Below are 17,097 nucleotides of genomic sequence, written 5' to 3'. Positions count from 1 at the left end.
AAGAAAGGCTACGGGATGTCTAGATATTTGTGCGTTTGCAGCGATACCTGCCAACGGGGATGTTGCTTCACGTATTCGACAAGCTCAGGCGTCATTCGAGCCGCCCGGCTCCATTCGGGTTGCAGGTAGAGCCGGGTGGAAGCCGGAACCAGCGCCGCGTGTTCCTCGGCCCATGCAAAATCGTGCCCATTAAAAACTACGACCTTTAACTCGTGCGCGGCGGCCAGCACTTCGGGCAGGGGCGCTTTAAACTTCTTGGGCGACAAACAAATCCAGTCCCAGGTGCCCGACAGCGGATGCGCGCCCGAGGTTTCGAGCCAAGTGCGACAGCCTGCGGCTTGCAAGGCCGCCGTGAGCGCCCCCAACGGGTGCATCAGCGGCTCGCCACCGGTGATGACAACGTCGCGGCCAGGATGCGCCAACACGGCTTCAACCAGTTGCGTGACGGACTGGCGCGGGTGCGCGTCGGCATCCCATGATTCCTTGACATCGCACCAAACGCAGCCCACATCGCACCCCCCCAGCCGAATGAAGTAAGCGGCCCGACCTGTATTATAGCCTTCGCCCTGAATGGTATAGAACTGCTCCATTACGGGTAGCAGCAAGCCCGCTTTCGGGGCCACCTCAGCACCGTTTGATACAACTATTTCTGAAGAAAGTAAATTCACGGTAATCATAACGTAATGCGTCAGAAAGCTGAGCATTCTGAACGTTGGCAAAGGAACACACCGTTCCAAACGCCGGACTTTAAAAGTACGGCCTAGCCATAGCTTAACCAAATATTCCTAAAATATCAGCGGGTCAGCTTGGGGTATATTTGCCCCTTGGCGGCGCGGAGTGTGTTAAGCAAAAGCATGGCAATTGTCATGGGCCCGACTCCGCCCGGCACGGGCGTGATGGCGGAAGCCAACGGGGCTACCTCGGCAAAATTAACATCGCCTTTTAGGGTGTAGCCGCTCTTCTTGCTGGCATCGGGCACGCGGGTAGTACCCACGTCGATGACCACTGCGCCGGGCCGCACCATATCGGCGGTCACGAACTCGGGCCTACCAATTGCGGCTACTACTATATCCGCCGTCCGGCATATTTCGGCCAGGTTTTGGGTACGGGAATGACATAAAGTAACGGTGCAGTTAGCTGTATCCAAATTCTTGGCTAGTAGAATACTAACTGGTGTGCCTACAATGTTGGAGCGACCAATCACCACGCAATGTTTACCGCTGGTTTTAATTCCCTGACGGCTCAGCAATTCCACTATGCCCGAGGGCGTGGCGGGCAGCAAGGCGGGCAAGCCGGCTACCATCCGCCCGATGTTCATGGGATGAAAGCCGTCGACGTCCTTCTCCGGCCGGATGGCTTCGATGACCTTTTCGGGGTTGATGTGCGCGGGTAACGGCAGTTGCACGATGAAGCCGTCAATTTCGGGGTCGCGGTTTAGCTCTTCTACTTTAGCCAGCAATTCGGCTTCGGTGATATTGTCCTCGTAACGGAGCAGCGTGGACAGAAACCCTACTCTTTCGCAGGCCAGTACTTTGTTCCGAACATAGGTTTCGGAACCTCCGTCGTGGCCTACCAGAATAGCGGCCAAGTGCGGCACCTTTTGCCCGGCGGCCTTCAGGGTTGCTACGTCGGCAGCAATTTCGACTTTGATGTCCTCGGCGGTTTGTTTGCCGTCGATGAGATTGGAAGTTTGCACGGGGTTCATAAATTGTCTGGCATCCTGAGCGGCGCGAAGGACCTTACCACGTCCGTTCCGCATCGATTATAAATTCTAACCAAGGATGCAGTGGTAAGAAGCATCCTTCGCCAGCTTGACGGCAATACAAAAAAAGAGCGGCCCGAAAGCCGCTCTTATCAAATCAATCAATCTTGAGAACCGCCAGAAAAGCTTCTTGCGGAATTTCGACGGAGCCCACGGAACGCATCCGTTTTTTGCCTTCTTTCTGTTTTTCGAGCAGCTTCCGCTTCCGGCTGATGTCACCGCCGTAGCATTTGGCAATTACGTTTTTGCGGAGGGCCTTCACCGTCTCACGGGCGATGATTTTCTGGCCAATCGACGCCTGGATGGCAATGTCGAACATCTGGCGGGGCAGTAGCTCACGGAGCTTCTCGCAGAGACGCTTGCCCCACTCGTAGCTCTTGGAGCGGTGTACGATGGCCGACAAGGCATCCACTTTCTCTCCGTTCAGCATCACGTCCAGCTTCACCATGTCGGCTTCGCGGAAGCCAATCAGCTCGTAATCAAGCGAGGCGTAGCCGCGGCTGATGGTTTTGAGCTTATCGAAGAAGTCAAATACAATTTCCGACAGCGGCAACTCGAAGGTCATTTCCACCCGCTCAGAAGTCAGATAGGATTGGCCTTTGATGATACCGCGCTTGTCCATGCACAGCGTAATGATAGGACCTACGTACTCAGATGCCGTGATAATCTGAGCCTTAATGAACGGCTCTTCAATGAGCTTAATCAAGTTCGGCTCGGGCATTTCCGACGGCGCGTTGATGGTCAGCATCTGGTCCTTGGTGCCGATGGCGTGGAACTGCACGCTGGGCACCGTGGTGATAACCGTCATGTTGAACTCGCGCTCCAGACGCTCCTGCACGATTTCCATGTGCAGCATGCCCAGGAAACCGCAACGGAAGCCGAAGCCCAACGCCACCGACGTTTCGGGCTCCCACACCAGCGAGGCGTCGTTGAGTTGGAGTTTTTCCATGCTCGAACGCAGTTCTTCGTACTCGGTGGTTTCAACCGGGTAGATGCCGGCAAATACCATGGGCTTCACATCGGCAAAGCCCTGAATGGCTTCCGGTGTGGGCCGGCTCACGTGGGTGATGGTGTCGCCCACCTTTACCTCGCGGGCTTCTTTGATGCCCGAGATGAGGTAGCCCACGTTGCCCGCGCTCATTTCGGTGCGCGGCTCCTGGTTGAGGCCGAGAATACCGATTTCGTCGGCCCCGTACTCCTTGCCCGTGGCCATGAACTTCACCTTGTCGCCTTTGCGCATGGTGCCGTTCTTGATGCGAAACAGAACTTCGATGCCGCGGTACGAATTGAAGACCGAGTCAAAAATCAACGCCTGCAGAGGAGCTTCCGGGTCGCCTTTCGGCGCCGGAATTCGCTCGCAGATGGCGTTGAGAATGGCTTCGATACCAATGCCAGTTTTGCCCGAGGCGTGCAGAATATCACCGGCATCGCAACCAATAAGGTCCACGATTTCGTCGGTCACTTCCTCCGGCATGGCGTGCGGAAGGTCGATTTTGTTGAGTACCGGGATTATTTCCAAATCGGCCCCGATAGCGAGGTAGAGGTTGGAAATGGTCTGAGCCTCGATGCCTTGAGAAGCATCGACAATCAGCAAGGCGCCTTCGCAGGCGGCAATGCTGCGGCTTACTTCGTAGCTAAAGTCGACGTGGCCGGGCGTGTCAATCAGGTTCAGCGTGTAGATTTCCCCTTTGTAGGGATACTGCATCTGGATGGCGTGGCTCTTGATGGTGATGCCGCGCTCGCGCTCCAGGTCCATGTTGTCGAGCAACTGGGCCTGCATGTCGCGCTTGGCCACGGTGCTGGTGAACTCCAGCAGGCGGTCGGCCAGGGTGCTTTTCCCGTGGTCGATGTGGGCAATGATGCAAAAGTTACGAATATTCTTCACAGAGGGCAGTTTTTCAGTCCGCGAAGGTACGAAGGATGGGCCGCAAAAGCCAGCCGGCAGCCGTTGGCCGTTCACTGTGAGCCCTTAGATTTATTGAACGCAGGTGCTTAGTTTTGCCAATTACCCATTTCAGCGCGATTTATTCAAGCCGCCTATGCAACCGGAAACCGCTACAAACTCTGCTGCGCCCTTCGAAACGGAGCGGCATAAGTTTATTACTGCGGCCCTAAACGGGACGGCTATCTACATCCTTGCCTATTATTTGGTATGGGGGGTGCACGACGTTGCCAAGGTTGGGATATCCAAGCATTACCACCTGCGGGGGAATTGGAATCCTAGCTGGGTGGTATACACAATGGATAATAGCGAATGGTGGCGCAGGGCCATTATTGTGGTGTATGGCGTGGGACCAGCCTTGTGCTTGGTGCTTGGCATTGCGGCTTTCCTGTGGTTCTGGCAGCGGGCTCGCGCCCAGCGCGGACTATTCAAGCTGTTGTTGTTGTGGGTGGCTTTTCACAGCTTGAACGCTGTATTTGGCGCCCTTTTGGCCGATACGTTCACGCTGTCGGGCTTCTATTACGTTCCGGATTGGCTGTTTAACATGGGCAAAACGCCTGCGATGGTAACGGCTTGTTTGTTTGGCTTAGTCCAATTGGTGCTCGGTTATTTTGGGTCCATGGCCTTCCTGCAGGCCCACGACTCGAGAACAGTCATGCGCTACACCAATCGCAAGCAGATGGTACTATTCACGCTTATGACGCCGTGGGTTGTGGGAGGGCTTTTTATTTCGCTCACCAAGCTGCCTTATTTATCCATTCAAGAAGTGCTGCACCTGCTGATAATAGGCTTGCTGCTCGTCCCCATGGCGTTGGGGTGTTTGAACGAAACGTTTTCCGAAACCGTAGAACGCGCCTTGCCAACGCACGTGGCCTGGGGCCTGGTGGGCTTGGCGGTGCTGGTTGCCGTAGCATGGCGGTTTGCCCTGAGCCCGCCGTTGGTTTTTGGCTAAAAGCACATCAATTTAGGTTTGCCAACTGGAAGCCTACCTGTCTGCTTTGACCTTATGCTATCGTCGCAAATTTGGGCGGTATTATCGCAATACCTAGCTGAAGCATAAACATGCTGGGGCCTTTTGCGTTGTTTGAAGAGAATCTTCTCTCCTATTAACCCTCCAAAACAACATGGGAATTACCCTAGCACAAGCGCAGACGGCACTGGAAGCCGCACACCAGAAGGCCGTTGCCATGAACGTCAAGATGAACATTGCCGTGGTCGACGCAGGCGCAAACCTGGTCGCCTTCATCCGCATGGACGACGCCTGGCTCGGTTCGCTCGATATTTCCATTAAAAAAGCCAAAACCGCCCGGTTTTTTGACATGCCCACCGGTGCTATCGGCGGCTTGTCCCAGCCCGGCGGCTCGCTCTTCGGCATCGAGCACTCCAATGGCGGGCTCATCACCTTCCCCGGCGGCATCCCCATCAAGGGCCGCAGCGGCTTGGTAATGGGCGCCATCGGCGTATCGGGCAGCACTGTGGAAGACGACCACGCCGTAGCCGAAGCTGGCGTTCAGGCCCTTGAGGGCAACTAAGTCCGACTGAATGAATAGGTAAAGCGTCATGTCAGGCATCGCTCGGCATGACGTTCTTTTTTCATCCCTTCACACTTTAATCCCCAGCATCATGGCAGACAACAGAGGCGTAGTATACCTGGGCCCCGGCAAAGTCGAGGTTCAGAGCATTGATTTTCCCGAGCTGAAGAATCCCAAGGGCAAGAAAATTGTCCACGGCGTGATTCTGAAGGTGGTTTCCACCAATATTTGCGGCTCCGACCAGCACATGGTGCGCGGCCGGACCACGGCGGCACCCGGGCTGGTGTTGGGCCACGAAATCACGGGCGAGGTGATTGAAGCCGGCGCCGACGTGGAGTTCCTCAAAAAAGGGGACCTAGTATCCGTGCCCTTCAACGTGGCTTGCGGGCGCTGCCGCACCTGCAAGGAGATGAAAACCGGCATTTGCCTGACCGTGAACGAAGGCCGCGCCGGTGGCGCCTACGGCTACGTGGACATGGGCGGCTGGGTCGGCGGCCAGGCCGAGTACGTGATGGTGCCTTACGCCGATTTCAACCTGCTGAAGTTCCCCAATAAAGACCAGGCGATGGAGAAAATCCGCGACCTGACTATGCTGAGCGACATTTTCCCGACCGGTTTCCACGGCGCTGTGAAGGCGGGCGTGGGACCCGGGGCGACTGTATATGTAGCCGGTGCGGGCCCCGTGGGCTTAGCTGCTGCCGCTTCGGCGCAGTTGCTTGGCGCGGCCGTAGTGATTGTGGGCGACATGAACAAGGCGCGCCTAGCGCACGCCCGCTCGTTCGGCTGCGAAACGGTGGACTTAAACGAGGACGCAAGCTTGGCCGACCAAATTGCGCAGATTCTGGGCGTGCCCGAAATTGACTGCGCCATCGACTGCGTAGGCTTTGAGGCCAGCGGCCACGGCACCCAGGCCAAAACCGAAGTGCCGGCCGCCGTTCTCAACTCCCTCATGGAAATCACCCGCGCGGGCGGCTCCATTGGCATTCCCGGCCTATATGTAACCGACGACCCTGGGGCCAAGGAAGTTTCCGCTAAAACCGGTAACCTGTCCATCCGCTTCGGTTTGGGCTGGGCCAAGAGCCACTCTTTCCACACCGGCCAGACGCCCGTGATGAGCTACAACCGCCAGCTCATGCAAGCCATTCTGTACGACAAGGTGCAGATTGCTAAAGCCGTGAATGTGGAAATCATCACCCTTGACCAAGCCCCCGAAGGATACGCCGAGTTTGACAGCGGCGTGGCGAAGAAGTTTGTAATCAACCCGCACAACCTGATTCCGAACGTTAAGCCCAAAGCAAAAGCCAAGGCGACTGCTTAAGCTATAACAAGCTCAAAAGAGAACAGCCGGGCTGCCCAAAGGCAATCCGGCTGTTTTCTTTTGAAAGCGCCAAGAAGTTGGTTCACCAGCGGCCTCTACTTGCGCTTGGATATTTTGTTAAATGTGATGTTTTTCTGCAAGGTCGACTTGAAACGCGCACCATCGACGGCACTTATGGCGCGGTGCTTAGTGGGGCGGTTTTGCACGCGGGCGCGCCACATCCGCCACGACGACGCTTTCATTTCGCGACGCATTAGCTTGATGACCTCCGATTCGGGCAATCCGAACTGCAACTCTATTGCTTCGAAGGGGGTGCGGTCTTCCCACGCCATTTCGATAATGCGGTCAATGTCTTCGGCTGTTAGTTCGGATTGGGTCATGCTTGTTATCGGCCGTTAGCGCTGCTTTTTGCTACATCGGTACGGTTGCAACAAGCGAAAACACATTTCGGGTAATTAATAATCACAAATGATACTGCGCTACTTGAATGGTTAGTACTCAGAAAAATCAGCGGTGCAACCAAGGAGCAAGTTTGTGGCCTCCCCTGGGCAACCAAACTGCTCAATATGCTTTTCTCTGCAATTCGTCGGCTAAATACCCTGCTTGTTATTTACTCTGTTCCTGCTATTTCCTCACCGATTCGGATTATTAAAGCCTACCAACCGGTTGATGCCCTACGCCGTGATTTTGGGGCAACACGAGCGAGTGGCCGTGACATTGGGTTGATACGCGTTGCATTGTTATTGTTTCTGCTGGCTGGAACGCTGGCAAGCGCGGCCCAGCAGCTGACTGGCCGGGTGCTAGCTGCTGCTTCCGACCAGCCGGTGGCTTTTGCCACGGTGGGCATCAAAGGCAAGGCGCTGGGCTCGACGGCCAATGCCAGCGGCCACTTCGCTTTTGCAGTGCCCGCCGCTTTGCCCGATGTCGATTCTGTGATTATTTCTTGTGTCGGGTTCCGGGCGCTGCGGCTCACGGTTGGCCAGTTGCGGCGGGGTGAGGCCGCGTGGCGCCTGCTGCCGCAATCGCAAACACTGGGCGAAGTGCAGGTGCGCCACTCCCAACTCAGGCCGGCTATTCTAGGGCGCAAGGAGGTGGGCGGCCTGGCCTACTGGACCACCAACTCCCGCGATACCAGCGAGACCGTGGCCACCGACGAACGGGGCAGGGAATTGGCGACGCTTTTGTCCGTGCGCAAGAATTGCTACCTCGACACCTTCCGCTTTCACGTCCAACAAAACGACTTTAAGGCCATTCGCTTCCGGTTTAAACTCTATGAAATGGTCGATGACCGCCCCGGGCGGCAGTTGCTTACCGACGACATCCAGTTTACCCTGGCCAGCCAGCAAACCGGCTGGATTAGCTTGTATTTGCACGCCTACAACATTCAGTTGCGCAAAGGACAGACCGTCGCGGTGGGCTTCCAATGGCTGCATGGCGAAAGGCTGGCCCCTGAAAACGGGGTGTTTGGCGGCCAAGCCGCTTTTCCCTCGGTGGGGCATCGAGCGCTTGTGCGCAAAAAAAGTGAAGCCGATTGGCGCATTTTTCCAATGAATCTGAGCATGTATCTGGCCGTACAACAGCACGACTAACGTTCGAATAACGTTCTACAAAAAGCCCCGGTGCCACCGCGCCGGGGCTTCTTTCGTACCTTCACCCCGTCAAATTCCCACTCGCTACTCCCCTGCTTATGCAAGCTCCTGTTGCGCCCTACAAGCCCAAAAATCACGTTCGTATTGTAACTGCTGCCGCGCTGTTCGACGGCCACGACGCGGCCATCAACATCATGCGCCGCATTATCCAGAGCAGCGGCGCGGAGGTGATTCACCTCGGGCACAACCGCTCGGTGCAGGAAATCGTGGATTGCGCCATTCAGGAAGACGCTCAGGCCATTGCCATCACCAGCTACCAGGGCGGGCATAATGAGTACTTCAAGTACATGCACGACCTGCTGAAGGAGCGCGGCGCAGGCCACATCAAAATCTTCGGCGGCGGCGGCGGCGTGATTCTGCCCACCGAGATTGCCGAGCTGCAAGGCTACGGCATCACCCGCATTTATTCGCCGGACGATGGCCGCGCTATGGGCCTGCAAGGGATGATTAACAACCTGCTGGAGCAGGCCGACTTTCCGACTGGGCAGAACCTGAACGGCGAAGCCGACCACGTAAAGGAGAAGGACGCCCGCAGCATCGGCCGTTTGATTTCGGCCGCTGAGAATTTTCCCGAGGAGTTTGAGCGGGTGAAAAACGAGCTGGTAGCCGATTTCAAAATGGGCGAAAACAACCAGAACCAAACGCTGAACTCCGGTCATAAAGCACCTATCCTCGGCATCACGGGCACGGGCGGCGCGGGCAAATCCAGCCTCGTGGATGAGCTGGTGCGGCGGTTTTTAATGGACTTCCCGGACAAGACCATTGCCATCATCTCCGTCGACCCCAGCAAGCGCAAGACCGGCGGCGCGCTGCTCGGCGACCGCATTCGGATGAATGCCATCAACTCGCCGCGGGTGTACATGCGCAGCCTGGCCACGCGCCAGAGCAACCTAGCCCTGAGCAAGTATGTGCAGGACGCCGTGGACGTGGTGCGCGCCGCCAACTACGACCTCATTATCCTCGAAACCTCCGGCATTGGTCAGTCCGACACCGAAATCATCGAGCACTCCGACGCCAGCCTCTACGTGATGACGCCCGAGTACGGCGCGGCCACGCAGCTGGAGAAAATCGATATGCTCGATTTTGCCGACGTCATTGCGCTGAACAAGTTCGACAAGCGCGGGGCGTTGGATGCACTGCGCGACGTGCGCAAGCAGTACCAGCGCAACCACGGCCTATGGGACACGCCCACGGACCAGATGCCGGTGTTCGGCACAATAGCCTCGCAGTTCAACGACCCCGGCATGAACCGGCTGTACCGGGCGGTGCTGAAGATGCTGGAAACGAAGACCGGCGCTACGTACGCCTCGCACCTGGAAACCAGCGCCGAGGATTCGGAGAAGATTTACATTATCCCGCCGCACCGCACCCGCTACCTCTCCGAGATTGCCGAAAGCAACCGCGCCTACGACCAGCGCGTGCGCGAGCAGGCCAACATTGCGGAAGTAGCCGGCGCCTTCGCCAAGCTGGAAGAGCACTACCGCGCCGACAAAAAGAGCCCCGAAGGCACCGTGGTGGAGTTCGGCAAAAACAAGCAGACGCAGCTCCGCCGCCTCGATGCCGACAGCCAGGCCATTCTGGAGAATTGGGAAGGCACTCTTCAGAACTACCGCAATCTGGAGTACGTGTACTCGGTGCGGGGCAAGGAAATCCGGGTGCAGACGCACACCAAGTCGCTTTCCGGCAATATGATTCCGAAGGTTTCGGTGCCGCGCTATACGGGCTGGGGCGACCGGCTGCGCTGGGCCATGCAGGAGAACTTCCCCGGTGAGTTTCCCTACACGGCCGGCGTGTTTCCCTTCAAGCGCGAGGGCGAGGACCCGACCCGCATGTTTGCCGGCGAGGGCGGGCCGGAGCGCACCAACCGCCGCTTCCACTACGTGAGCATGGGCCTGCCCGCCAAGCGCCTGAGCACGGCCTTCGATTCCGTAACCCTTTATGGTGAGGACCCAGACCTGCGGCCCGATATTTATGGCAAAATCGGTAACGCGGGCGTGAGTATCGCCTGCCTCGACGATGCCAAGAAGCTGTATTCGGGCTTCAACCTGGCCAATCCCAGCACGTCGGTTTCGATGACGATAAACGGCCCGGCGGCTACGCTGGCCGCGTTTTTCATGAACGCGGCCATCGACCAGCAGTGTGAGCTGTATATTAAGGAGCACGAGCTGACGGACGAAGTCAACGCCAAGATTGACGCACTGTTTGCGGCTAAAGGCCAGCCCCGGCCCCGCTACCAGGGCGAGTTGCCGGCCGGCAACGACGGCCTCGGCCTGCTCCTGCTTGGCGTGACGGGCGAGGACGTGCTGCCCGCCGACGTGTACGCCGCCATCAAGGCCAAGACGCTGACGCAGGTGCGCGGCACCGTGCAGGCCGACATTCTGAAGGAAGACCAAGCCCAGAACACCTGCATTTTCAGCACCGAATTTGCGCTGCGCCTAATGGGCGACGTGCAGGAGTATTTCATCACCGAGAAGGTGCGGAATTTCTACTCCGTGTCCATCTCCGGCTACCACATTGCCGAGGCGGGGGCCAACCCGATTACGCAGCTGGCCCTCACGCTGAGCAACGGCTTCACGTTCGTGGAATACTACGTGAGCCGGGGCATGAGCGTGAACGACTTCGCGCCGAACCTGAGCTTCTTTTTCTCCAACGGCATCGACCCGGAGTACGCCGTGATTGGGCGGGTGGCGCGCCGCATCTGGGCCAAGGCCATGAAGCTGAAGTACGGCGCCGACGCCCGCAGCCAGATGCTGAAGTACCACATCCAGACGTCGGGCCGCAGCCTGCACGCCCAGGAAATCGACTTCAACGACATTCGCACCACGCTGCAGGCACTATATGCCATCTACGACAACTGCAACTCCCTGCACACCAACGCCTACGACGAAGCCATCACCACGCCCACCGAGGAATCGGTGCGCCGGGCCATGGCCATTCAGCTCATCATCAACCGCGAGCTAGGGCTGGCCAAAAACGAGAACCCGCTGCAAGGCTCCTTCATCATCGAGGAGCTGACCGACCTGGTGGAAGAGGCGGTGCTGCTCGAATTCGACCGCATCACGGAGCGCGGCGGCGTGCTCGGGGCCATGGAAACCATGTACCAGCGCGGCAAAATCCAGGAGGAAAGCATGCACTACGAGATGCTGAAGCACACCGGCGAGTACCCCATCATCGGGGTGAATACCTTCCTCTCATCGAAGGGCTCGCCCACGGTGGTGCCGGCCGAAGTTATCCGGGCTACGGAGGAGGAAAAGCAGTACCAAATCGACATGCTCCAGCTGCTGCACCAGCGCAACGCCGACCAGGCCCCGGCGCGCCTCAAGCAGCTCCAGCAAGTAGCCGTGGCCAACGGCAACCTCTTCGCCGAGCTCATGGAAACGGTGAAGTACTGCTCGCTCGGCCAGATTACCAACGCACTGTTTGAGGTCGGTGGGCAGTACCGGCGCAATATGTAGGGTTAGCTTTTCTGATTAATTAAAACGGGCTGCTACAACTAGCAGCCCGTTTTTCTTTGTACTTGATACCCATGAAATACTGGATACTTGCTGCTTCATTAATTCTCAGTGCATGCACTCACAAAAAAGAAATGCTGACAGAAAAGGAGTTTGCGGAAGAATATTTATTGGTTCTTAAAAAGGACAATCCAGGAGTCATCTACAGTCTTTCTCCTGATTTAGGAATTACAGCAAAGTATAAAGGGAAAGATTATAGGCATTTTCCTGACAACGCGTATCGAGAATATACTTTAGAACCTGATTCGATTGAACAAGTCTTAAAGAAGTTCTCACAGACAGCTCATGAGCTATATCAAGAAAGCGAAGCCGTAGATGTTAATTACATCATTCCTGTGATTAAACCCACTAGTTTCCTCAACGATATTGGCCAATTAGGAGAAGCTAGTGACTCTATAAAACCTACTGTTGTTTATCAGCAATACAACGATAAATTATTAATCGTTTTTGCAGAAGACAAGGAGCACGGCATTCACTACTTTACTCAGGAGAATTTCCAAAAGCTAAATATCAGTCAGGATTCGGCACAGGGAATAGCACTGACTAACTTAGAAAGAAAGCTGCCCAATATTAAAAAAACAGGGGATAACGGAAGATATATGGTAACAGCCGGTGGCGACTATGAAGCAAGTTTGATTTTACTAAACTTCATTTGGTCACAAAATAATTTTGAGGTGAAAGGAGACATAGTTGTTGCAATTCCAAATCGAGATATGTTGCTCGTTACTGGGAGTAAAGACAAGGCTAACCTCAAATGGCTGAAAGCCGAAGCTCAGCAATCTTATGACTCGGGGTCATATCAAGTTTCTCCTTCTTTATTCAGATGGAATGGCAAGAAGTTTTTGAAATTTGAATAGTAACTCAAGACATGCCAAGCTTCCTCAGCGGCTCTAAGAGGCACCAAGGGCACGGGGGCGGGCGGGGGGGCCAGGCGGGTGCGGCGCTGGGAGATATGAAGATTCGGCAGCGGCTTGGGGGATGCTTGTTTATTGAACTTACACTTACAAACCCAAAACTGTCTGATATTGCATTAGGCGTCTAGGCGCCAGCGGAGTAGCCCAGTCAGTGAGCGGCAAACCATTACCGCAGCAGTATTGCGTATTTGCCCAGAAAACCGGAATCGCCCGTTACCAGCGACTCCTCCGTCTCCTATGCTCACCGACACCTTGCGCCTGCTTTTCCAACGCGACCTAAAACGGGTGCAACAAGAACTCTCTTCCTACCGCGACGAGCAAAGCATCTGGCGCGTTGACAAGGGAATTGCCAATTCCGCAGGCAACCTGAGCCTGCACCTCATCGGCAATCTAAACACCTACATCGGGGCCGAGTTGGGTGGCAGAGCTTACACCCGGCACCGTGAGCTGGAATTCTCTCTCAGAAACATTCCCCGGCTCCAGCTGCTGGAGAAGCTGGGAGAAACGAGCCGCATCGTGGATGAGGCGCTAGCCCACCTAGCACCCGAGAGGCTGGCGCAGGAATACTCCCTTCTGGTGTTTGAGCAGAAGACTTCAACCGAGTTTATGCTCGTTCATCTGGCCACTCACTTGGGGTATCACCTGGGCCAAATCAACTACCACCGCCGCTTGCTCGATTCTCGGCAGCCCCCAAATTAACGCGCGTTTTGGCCCAGCCATAACTCGTGACTAATCATGCGGTGGAGGCATCGCCTTAGCTGCCGCAAGGCGGCAAATTTGCGTCAGGCTGGGTTATAGGCCTGATGAGAGTCGTTCTGCTGCGAGGCACAGCTTCGGCCGATGCCCAGACACGAGGCACAGCTGCTCCCAAACTCGCGCCAGTTACAGTTTTGTATAGCGCCCACCCTGCCGACCTTTGCCGGCCCATGAAGCACCTTATTGACCAAGCCAGCTGGAACCGGCGCGAGCATTTTGCCTTCTTCTCCGCGTTTGAGGAGCCTTTCTTCGGCCTAGTGGCCACCGTCAACTGCACCCGCGCTCTGGCCGAAGCCAAGCGACTCGGGGTGCCGTTTTTCCTGTATTATCTGCACGCGGCCTTGCAGGCGGTGAACCAAGTGGAGGCCTTTCGCTACCGCATTGAAGACGGGCAGGTGTACTGCTACGACCGCATCCACGCCTCGGCCACCATCGGCCGGGCCGATAACACGTTTGGGTTTTCCTTTATCGAGCACCACGACGAACTAGCGGACTTCCTGCCCGCCGCCAACGCCGAAATCGCGGCCGTGCAAGCCAGCCAGGGCCTACGCTTGAACGAACAGACCGGCCGGCCCGATGTCATTCACTTCTCGGCCATTCCGTGGGTGCGCTTCACGGGGCTGAGCCACGCCCGCAGCTTCGGCCACCCCGACAGCTGCCCCAAGATTTCGGTAGGCCAAACCTACCTGGAGGACGGGGCTACGCTCATGCCCGTATCCATCAACATCCACCACGGCTTGGCCGATGGGCACCATGTGGGGCAGTTTCTGGCCGCGTTCCAGGAGCGACTGGGGTAAATGCTTTGTTAGAATGTACAGCGCAACGGCAAGTTTCACACGGATTTAAGCGGGGCAATTCACGCCACGCCTAGCTGCCTTTGCCTGCACAGGGAAATCATTACTGAACCACTATTAAGATAGCAGCCGGGCTTGGTGCGCAATGTTGATGAGGGCCGGCGCGTTTTTGAGCGTTGCCAAAACCACTTCTTTGGCCGCTTGCTTCAGCTCATCGCGGCTGATGTCGCGGGTTTCTTCGAGCACCAGTTCGGCTAGCGTTTGAAAAGCATGGCTTAGGGCTTGGCGTCGGGGCCGTTCGGTTTGCAGCTCGGCGTAAGCCTCCGCCAAGTGCAGCTTGATTTTCTTTTTTCGGGTACGAAACACCGATTCCTGGTCGACCGCTGGCTGAATCGTGTCGAGCAGGGCTACCAGCGGCAGCAGCCTAGTGGCGGTTGTGGCAACGGCTCCGCGGATGCGCTGGTGGGGCAGCCCTGCTTTCAAATTGCGATGCGGTACAACGGCTTCCTCCATCTCACCAGTGGGCTGGTTGAGGGGCGCCGCCGGGCTGGGCAAAGCATCAAATTGCGGGGAGGCTGAGAACATCATATCGCACTTAGTGCCGCGAAGATAAACGCGAATAGAAACAGGGACAATGCCAGGACCACACCGGGCGCCGAGAAATGCCTGCCCTTGAGTTGACGCAACTGCAAGCGGCAAGTCATCAATTTTCAGTCCTGCTCAAACATCTCGCATTCCAAACCGTCTTCCCGGCACCAACCCCATTCAATCCCATGACCATCACCATTGCCCAACACACCGCTCATCCCCTCACTGTGTCCCGCCTCGGTTACGGCACCATGCGCCTCACCGGCCCCGACATCTGGGGCGAGCCCGCCGACCGGCCCCAGGCCCTGGAAATCTTAAAAACTGCCGTTTCCAGCGGCGTAAATTTCATCGACACCGCCGACTACTACGGCGAAGACGTGACCAACCGCCTGATTGCCGAAGCCCTGCACTCCTACCCTTCGGACCTGGTAATCTGCACGAAAGTGGGCGCCACCCGCCGGCCCGATAAAAGCTGGGTGCCCTACAACACCCCCGAAAACCTGCGTGCCAGTATCGATAACAACCTCCGCACCCTCAAGCAGGAACAGATTCAGCTGGTGCACCTGCGCCTGATGGGCCATGGCCCGGTGCCGCTGGCCGAGCAGCTCGGCGCCATGTTTGAGATGCAGCGCGAGGGCAAAATCCAGCACGTGGGCCTGAGCAATGTGACCCGTGAGGAGTTGGAAACCGGCCTGCAACTGGGCTCCATCGCCACGGTGGAAAATATGTATAGCTACGCCCAGCGCACCACCATGCAGCTGCCGCACGGCGCCAATCCCGGCGGCGAAGAAGTGCTGGATTTGTGCGAACAACACGGCATTCCGCTTATTCCCTTTTTCTCACTGGTGCACGGCCTGCCCAACGCCGGCAACAAGTTGGCCGAGATAGCCAAAAAGCACAACGCCACCGAAGCCCAGCTCAACATTGCCTGGCTGCTGCACAAGTCGCCCTGGATTTTGCCCATTCCGGGCACGTCGTCGCTGGCCCACTTGCGTGAAAACCTGAAGGCGGCCCAAATCCACCTCAGCGCCGAGGACATGGCCTATTTGGGTTAAGAAAGGTCATCCTACGGAGTCTATTTATAAAACATCTTGCTCCGCTAACGTCCGCGCAGTCAACGCTGCCACAACCAAGCACATCGGCTGCGCGGGCGCCAGAGGAGCAGGACGTGCTTTTTATTCTTTTCTTAAGGCATTAATTTCAGCCTTATGAAACGCAGCTTCTGGTATGGAATCGGAGCGTTGCTCCTGGCGGGTCCCACCATTCAGGCCCAATCCCTGTCGGGCATCTGGCAGGGCGTCGAAGCCGACACGGGCAAAGAAGAGGCCGGCCACTGGCCCGCCGTGCTCCGCTTGCAAAAGAACAAAAGCGGGGAGCTTTTTGGGGTGTTGTACCAAGAGGTGGGCGGGCAGCCGGCCATTTCCGTCACCTTTCAGGTGCGCGGCACCCGCGAGGGCTCCGGCATGCGCCTGGAACACCTGCGCAAGCTGAACGAAACTGGCAGCACCCGCACCAGCTACTGGTGCGATGGCGCCATCGCATTCACGTACGATGCCAAGCTGGAAAAACTGACCGGGCGCGCTATTTACCGCCCTGTTGGCGACTGCGATTTCGGTACGTTCACCCTGTACCGCATCAAGCTAAAATCACCCCTTACGGTGAAAGCCGGCGCCGAAACCACCATCAGCGTGTCGGGCCGCAACGTGCTGTGGTACGCCGACCCCGACCTTAAGCAACCACTCAACACCGGCAACGCTTACCGCACCAGACTCCGCAAAACCACCACGTTCTACCTCACCCAAGGCTACTACCCCACCAGCCAGAGCCCGGTAGTCCCCATCACCATCCAGGTAACCGGCTCCGCTCCCGCGGTGAAAGCGCCTCCCACAGCGCCACCAGCGCCCACCTCACCCGATACCGCTCGCCCAGTTCCGGCACCAGCGCCAGCGCCCGCACCCCCGCCGATTGTGGCACCTACGCCGGTGGTCCTTCCCACGGTGCTGTTTAAGTTGGGCACGCCCGAACTTTTGCCGGAAGGCATGCCAGCCCTCAACCGTTTGGCCGATGAGCTCAAGGCGCGGCCCACGCTCCGGATTCAAGTAGCCGGACACACCGATAAAATTGGTGAACCCGAAAAAAACCAAGCCCTGTCCGAGCAACGAGCCGCTGCAGTGAAAGCCTATCTGGTGCAAGCCGGCATTGCGGGCGAGCGCATCAGCACCATTGGCTACGGCGACTCGCGGCCGGTTTATCCTTCGCCCGATGCCCGCAACCGCCGCGTGGAGGTGGTAGAAATAAAGCAAGAATAGTGCGCCTCCGTTAATCCATGC

The 17,097-nt window shown here is 57.0% G+C and carries 15 protein-coding genes; 10 read left to right on the top strand and 5 right to left on the bottom strand.

The window, feature by feature from the left end; translation table 11 throughout:
• Positions 1–8 precede the first annotated feature (8 nt).
• From I2I05_RS15655 to lepA, 3 genes are all read right to left on the bottom strand, one after another.
• The gene (locus tag I2I05_RS15655; RefSeq protein ID WP_196283357.1) at positions 9–590 is read right to left on the bottom strand and encodes a 7-carboxy-7-deazaguanine synthase QueE; all 582 of its coding nucleotides are present in this window, start codon (positions 588–590) and stop codon (positions 9–11) included.
• 203 nt (positions 591–793) lie between these two features.
• Entirely contained in the window at positions 794–1,696 is a 903-nt protein-coding gene (locus tag I2I05_RS15650) for a bifunctional 5,10-methylenetetrahydrofolate dehydrogenase/5,10-methenyltetrahydrofolate cyclohydrolase (RefSeq protein ID WP_317192357.1), read from the bottom strand.
• Between the two features lie 163 nt (positions 1,697–1,859).
• The gene (gene lepA / locus I2I05_RS15645) at positions 1,860–3,647 is read right to left on the bottom strand and encodes a translation elongation factor 4 (protein WP_196283199.1); all 1,788 of its coding nucleotides are present in this window, start codon (positions 3,645–3,647) and stop codon (positions 1,860–1,862) included.
• Positions 3,648–4,002: 355 nt separating this feature from the next.
• On the opposite strand from lepA, the gene I2I05_RS15640 reads away from it, so the two are divergent.
• The 3 genes from I2I05_RS15640 to fdhA all read left to right on the top strand — a co-directional run bounded on the left by I2I05_RS15640 (position 4,003) and on the right by fdhA (position 6,554).
• The gene (locus I2I05_RS15640; protein WP_196283198.1) at positions 4,003–4,656 is read left to right on the top strand and encodes a hypothetical protein; all 654 of its coding nucleotides are present in this window, start codon (positions 4,003–4,005) and stop codon (positions 4,654–4,656) included.
• A 172-nt stretch (positions 4,657–4,828) separates the two neighbouring features.
• Positions 4,829–5,236 (top strand): GlcG/HbpS family heme-binding protein, encoded by a 408-nt coding sequence (locus tag I2I05_RS15635; protein ID WP_196283197.1) that lies wholly within the window; start codon positions 4,829–4,831, stop codon positions 5,234–5,236.
• A gap of 91 nt (positions 5,237–5,327) precedes the next feature.
• Positions 5,328–6,554: a formaldehyde dehydrogenase, glutathione-independent gene (gene fdhA, locus I2I05_RS15630; RefSeq protein ID WP_196283196.1), complete on the top strand. Its 1,227-nt coding sequence runs from the start codon at positions 5,328–5,330 to the stop codon at positions 6,552–6,554.
• 95 nt (positions 6,555–6,649) lie between these two features.
• On the opposite strand, the gene I2I05_RS15625 is transcribed toward fdhA, so the two are convergent.
• A complete protein-coding gene (locus I2I05_RS15625; RefSeq protein WP_196283195.1) occupies positions 6,650–6,934 on the bottom strand; it encodes a TIGR03643 family protein in 285 nt (94 codons plus the stop codon).
• Positions 6,935–7,120: 186 nt separating this feature from the next.
• Here I2I05_RS15625 and I2I05_RS15620 point away from each other — a divergent pair, with 186 nt between their 5' ends.
• From I2I05_RS15620 to I2I05_RS15600, 5 genes are all read left to right on the top strand, one after another.
• The gene (locus I2I05_RS15620; protein ID WP_196283194.1) at positions 7,121–8,143 is read left to right on the top strand and encodes a carboxypeptidase-like regulatory domain-containing protein; all 1,023 of its coding nucleotides are present in this window, start codon (positions 7,121–7,123) and stop codon (positions 8,141–8,143) included.
• 98 nt (positions 8,144–8,241) lie between these two features.
• Complete coding sequence (locus tag I2I05_RS15615) at positions 8,242–11,658, top strand: methylmalonyl-CoA mutase family protein (RefSeq protein WP_196283193.1); 3,417 nt, start codon at positions 8,242–8,244, stop codon at positions 11,656–11,658.
• Between the two features lie 71 nt (positions 11,659–11,729).
• Entirely contained in the window at positions 11,730–12,572 is an 843-nt protein-coding gene (locus I2I05_RS15610; RefSeq protein WP_196283192.1) for a DUF1444 family protein, read from the top strand.
• A gap of 294 nt (positions 12,573–12,866) precedes the next feature.
• Positions 12,867–13,328: a DUF1572 family protein gene (locus I2I05_RS15605; protein WP_196283191.1), complete on the top strand. Its 462-nt coding sequence runs from the start codon at positions 12,867–12,869 to the stop codon at positions 13,326–13,328.
• Positions 13,329–13,555: 227 nt separating this feature from the next.
• Positions 13,556–14,182 (top strand): chloramphenicol acetyltransferase, encoded by a 627-nt coding sequence (locus I2I05_RS15600; RefSeq protein ID WP_196283190.1) that lies wholly within the window; start codon positions 13,556–13,558, stop codon positions 14,180–14,182.
• 114 nt (positions 14,183–14,296) lie between these two features.
• Here the strand turns inward: I2I05_RS15600 and I2I05_RS15595 are convergent, their stop codons facing one another.
• A complete protein-coding gene (locus tag I2I05_RS15595) occupies positions 14,297–14,767 on the bottom strand; it encodes a hypothetical protein (protein WP_196283189.1) in 471 nt (156 codons plus the stop codon).
• Between the two features lie 185 nt (positions 14,768–14,952).
• Between I2I05_RS15595 and I2I05_RS15590 the strand changes: the two genes are divergently transcribed.
• Together I2I05_RS15590 and I2I05_RS15585 are read left to right on the top strand one after the other, a co-directional pair.
• Positions 14,953–15,822 carry an aldo/keto reductase gene (locus tag I2I05_RS15590; protein WP_196283188.1) on the top strand — a complete coding sequence of 290 codons (870 nt, stop codon included), beginning with the start codon at positions 14,953–14,955 and terminating at the stop codon, positions 15,820–15,822.
• Positions 15,823–15,975: 153 nt separating this feature from the next.
• Positions 15,976–17,076: an OmpA family protein gene (locus tag I2I05_RS15585; protein WP_196283187.1), complete on the top strand. Its 1,101-nt coding sequence runs from the start codon at positions 15,976–15,978 to the stop codon at positions 17,074–17,076.
• Positions 17,077–17,097: the final 21 nt, after the last annotated feature.

Origin of the sequence: Hymenobacter jeongseonensis (genome assembly GCF_015694725.1) — a bacterium.
GTDB lineage: Bacteria > Bacteroidota > Bacteroidia > Cytophagales > Hymenobacteraceae > Hymenobacter > Hymenobacter jeongseonensis.
This window is presented reverse-complemented; position numbering and strand designations above follow the sequence as displayed.

Excerpts from the sequence above, each read along its gene's own strand:
- I2I05_RS15615 (WP_196283193.1), top strand. The coding sequence starts at position 8,242 with ATGCAAGCTCCTGTTGCGCCCTACAAGCCCAAAAATCACGTTCGTATT.
- I2I05_RS15610 (WP_196283192.1), top strand. The coding sequence starts at position 11,730 with ATGAAATACTGGATACTTGCTGCTTCATTAATTCTCAGTGCATGCACT.
- I2I05_RS15590 (WP_196283188.1), top strand. The coding sequence starts at position 14,953 with ATGACCATCACCATTGCCCAACACACCGCTCATCCCCTCACTGTGTCC.
- I2I05_RS15635 (WP_196283197.1), top strand. The coding sequence starts at position 4,829 with ATGGGAATTACCCTAGCACAAGCGCAGACGGCACTGGAAGCCGCACAC.
- fdhA (WP_196283196.1), top strand. The coding sequence starts at position 5,328 with ATGGCAGACAACAGAGGCGTAGTATACCTGGGCCCCGGCAAAGTCGAG.
- I2I05_RS15655 (WP_196283357.1), bottom strand. The coding sequence starts at position 590 with ATGGAGCAGTTCTATACCATTCAGGGCGAAGGCTATAATACAGGTCGG.
- I2I05_RS15640 (WP_196283198.1), top strand. The coding sequence starts at position 4,003 with ATGGATAATAGCGAATGGTGGCGCAGGGCCATTATTGTGGTGTATGGC.
- I2I05_RS15620 (WP_196283194.1), top strand. The coding sequence starts at position 7,121 with ATGCTTTTCTCTGCAATTCGTCGGCTAAATACCCTGCTTGTTATTTAC.
- I2I05_RS15605 (WP_196283191.1), top strand. The coding sequence starts at position 12,867 with ATGCTCACCGACACCTTGCGCCTGCTTTTCCAACGCGACCTAAAACGG.
- I2I05_RS15625 (WP_196283195.1), bottom strand. The coding sequence starts at position 6,934 with ATGACCCAATCCGAACTAACAGCCGAAGACATTGACCGCATTATCGAA.
- I2I05_RS15585 (WP_196283187.1), top strand. The coding sequence starts at position 15,976 with ATGAAACGCAGCTTCTGGTATGGAATCGGAGCGTTGCTCCTGGCGGGT.
- I2I05_RS15595 (WP_196283189.1), bottom strand. The coding sequence starts at position 14,767 with ATGATGTTCTCAGCCTCCCCGCAATTTGATGCTTTGCCCAGCCCGGCG.
- I2I05_RS15600 (WP_196283190.1), top strand. The coding sequence starts at position 13,556 with ATGAAGCACCTTATTGACCAAGCCAGCTGGAACCGGCGCGAGCATTTT.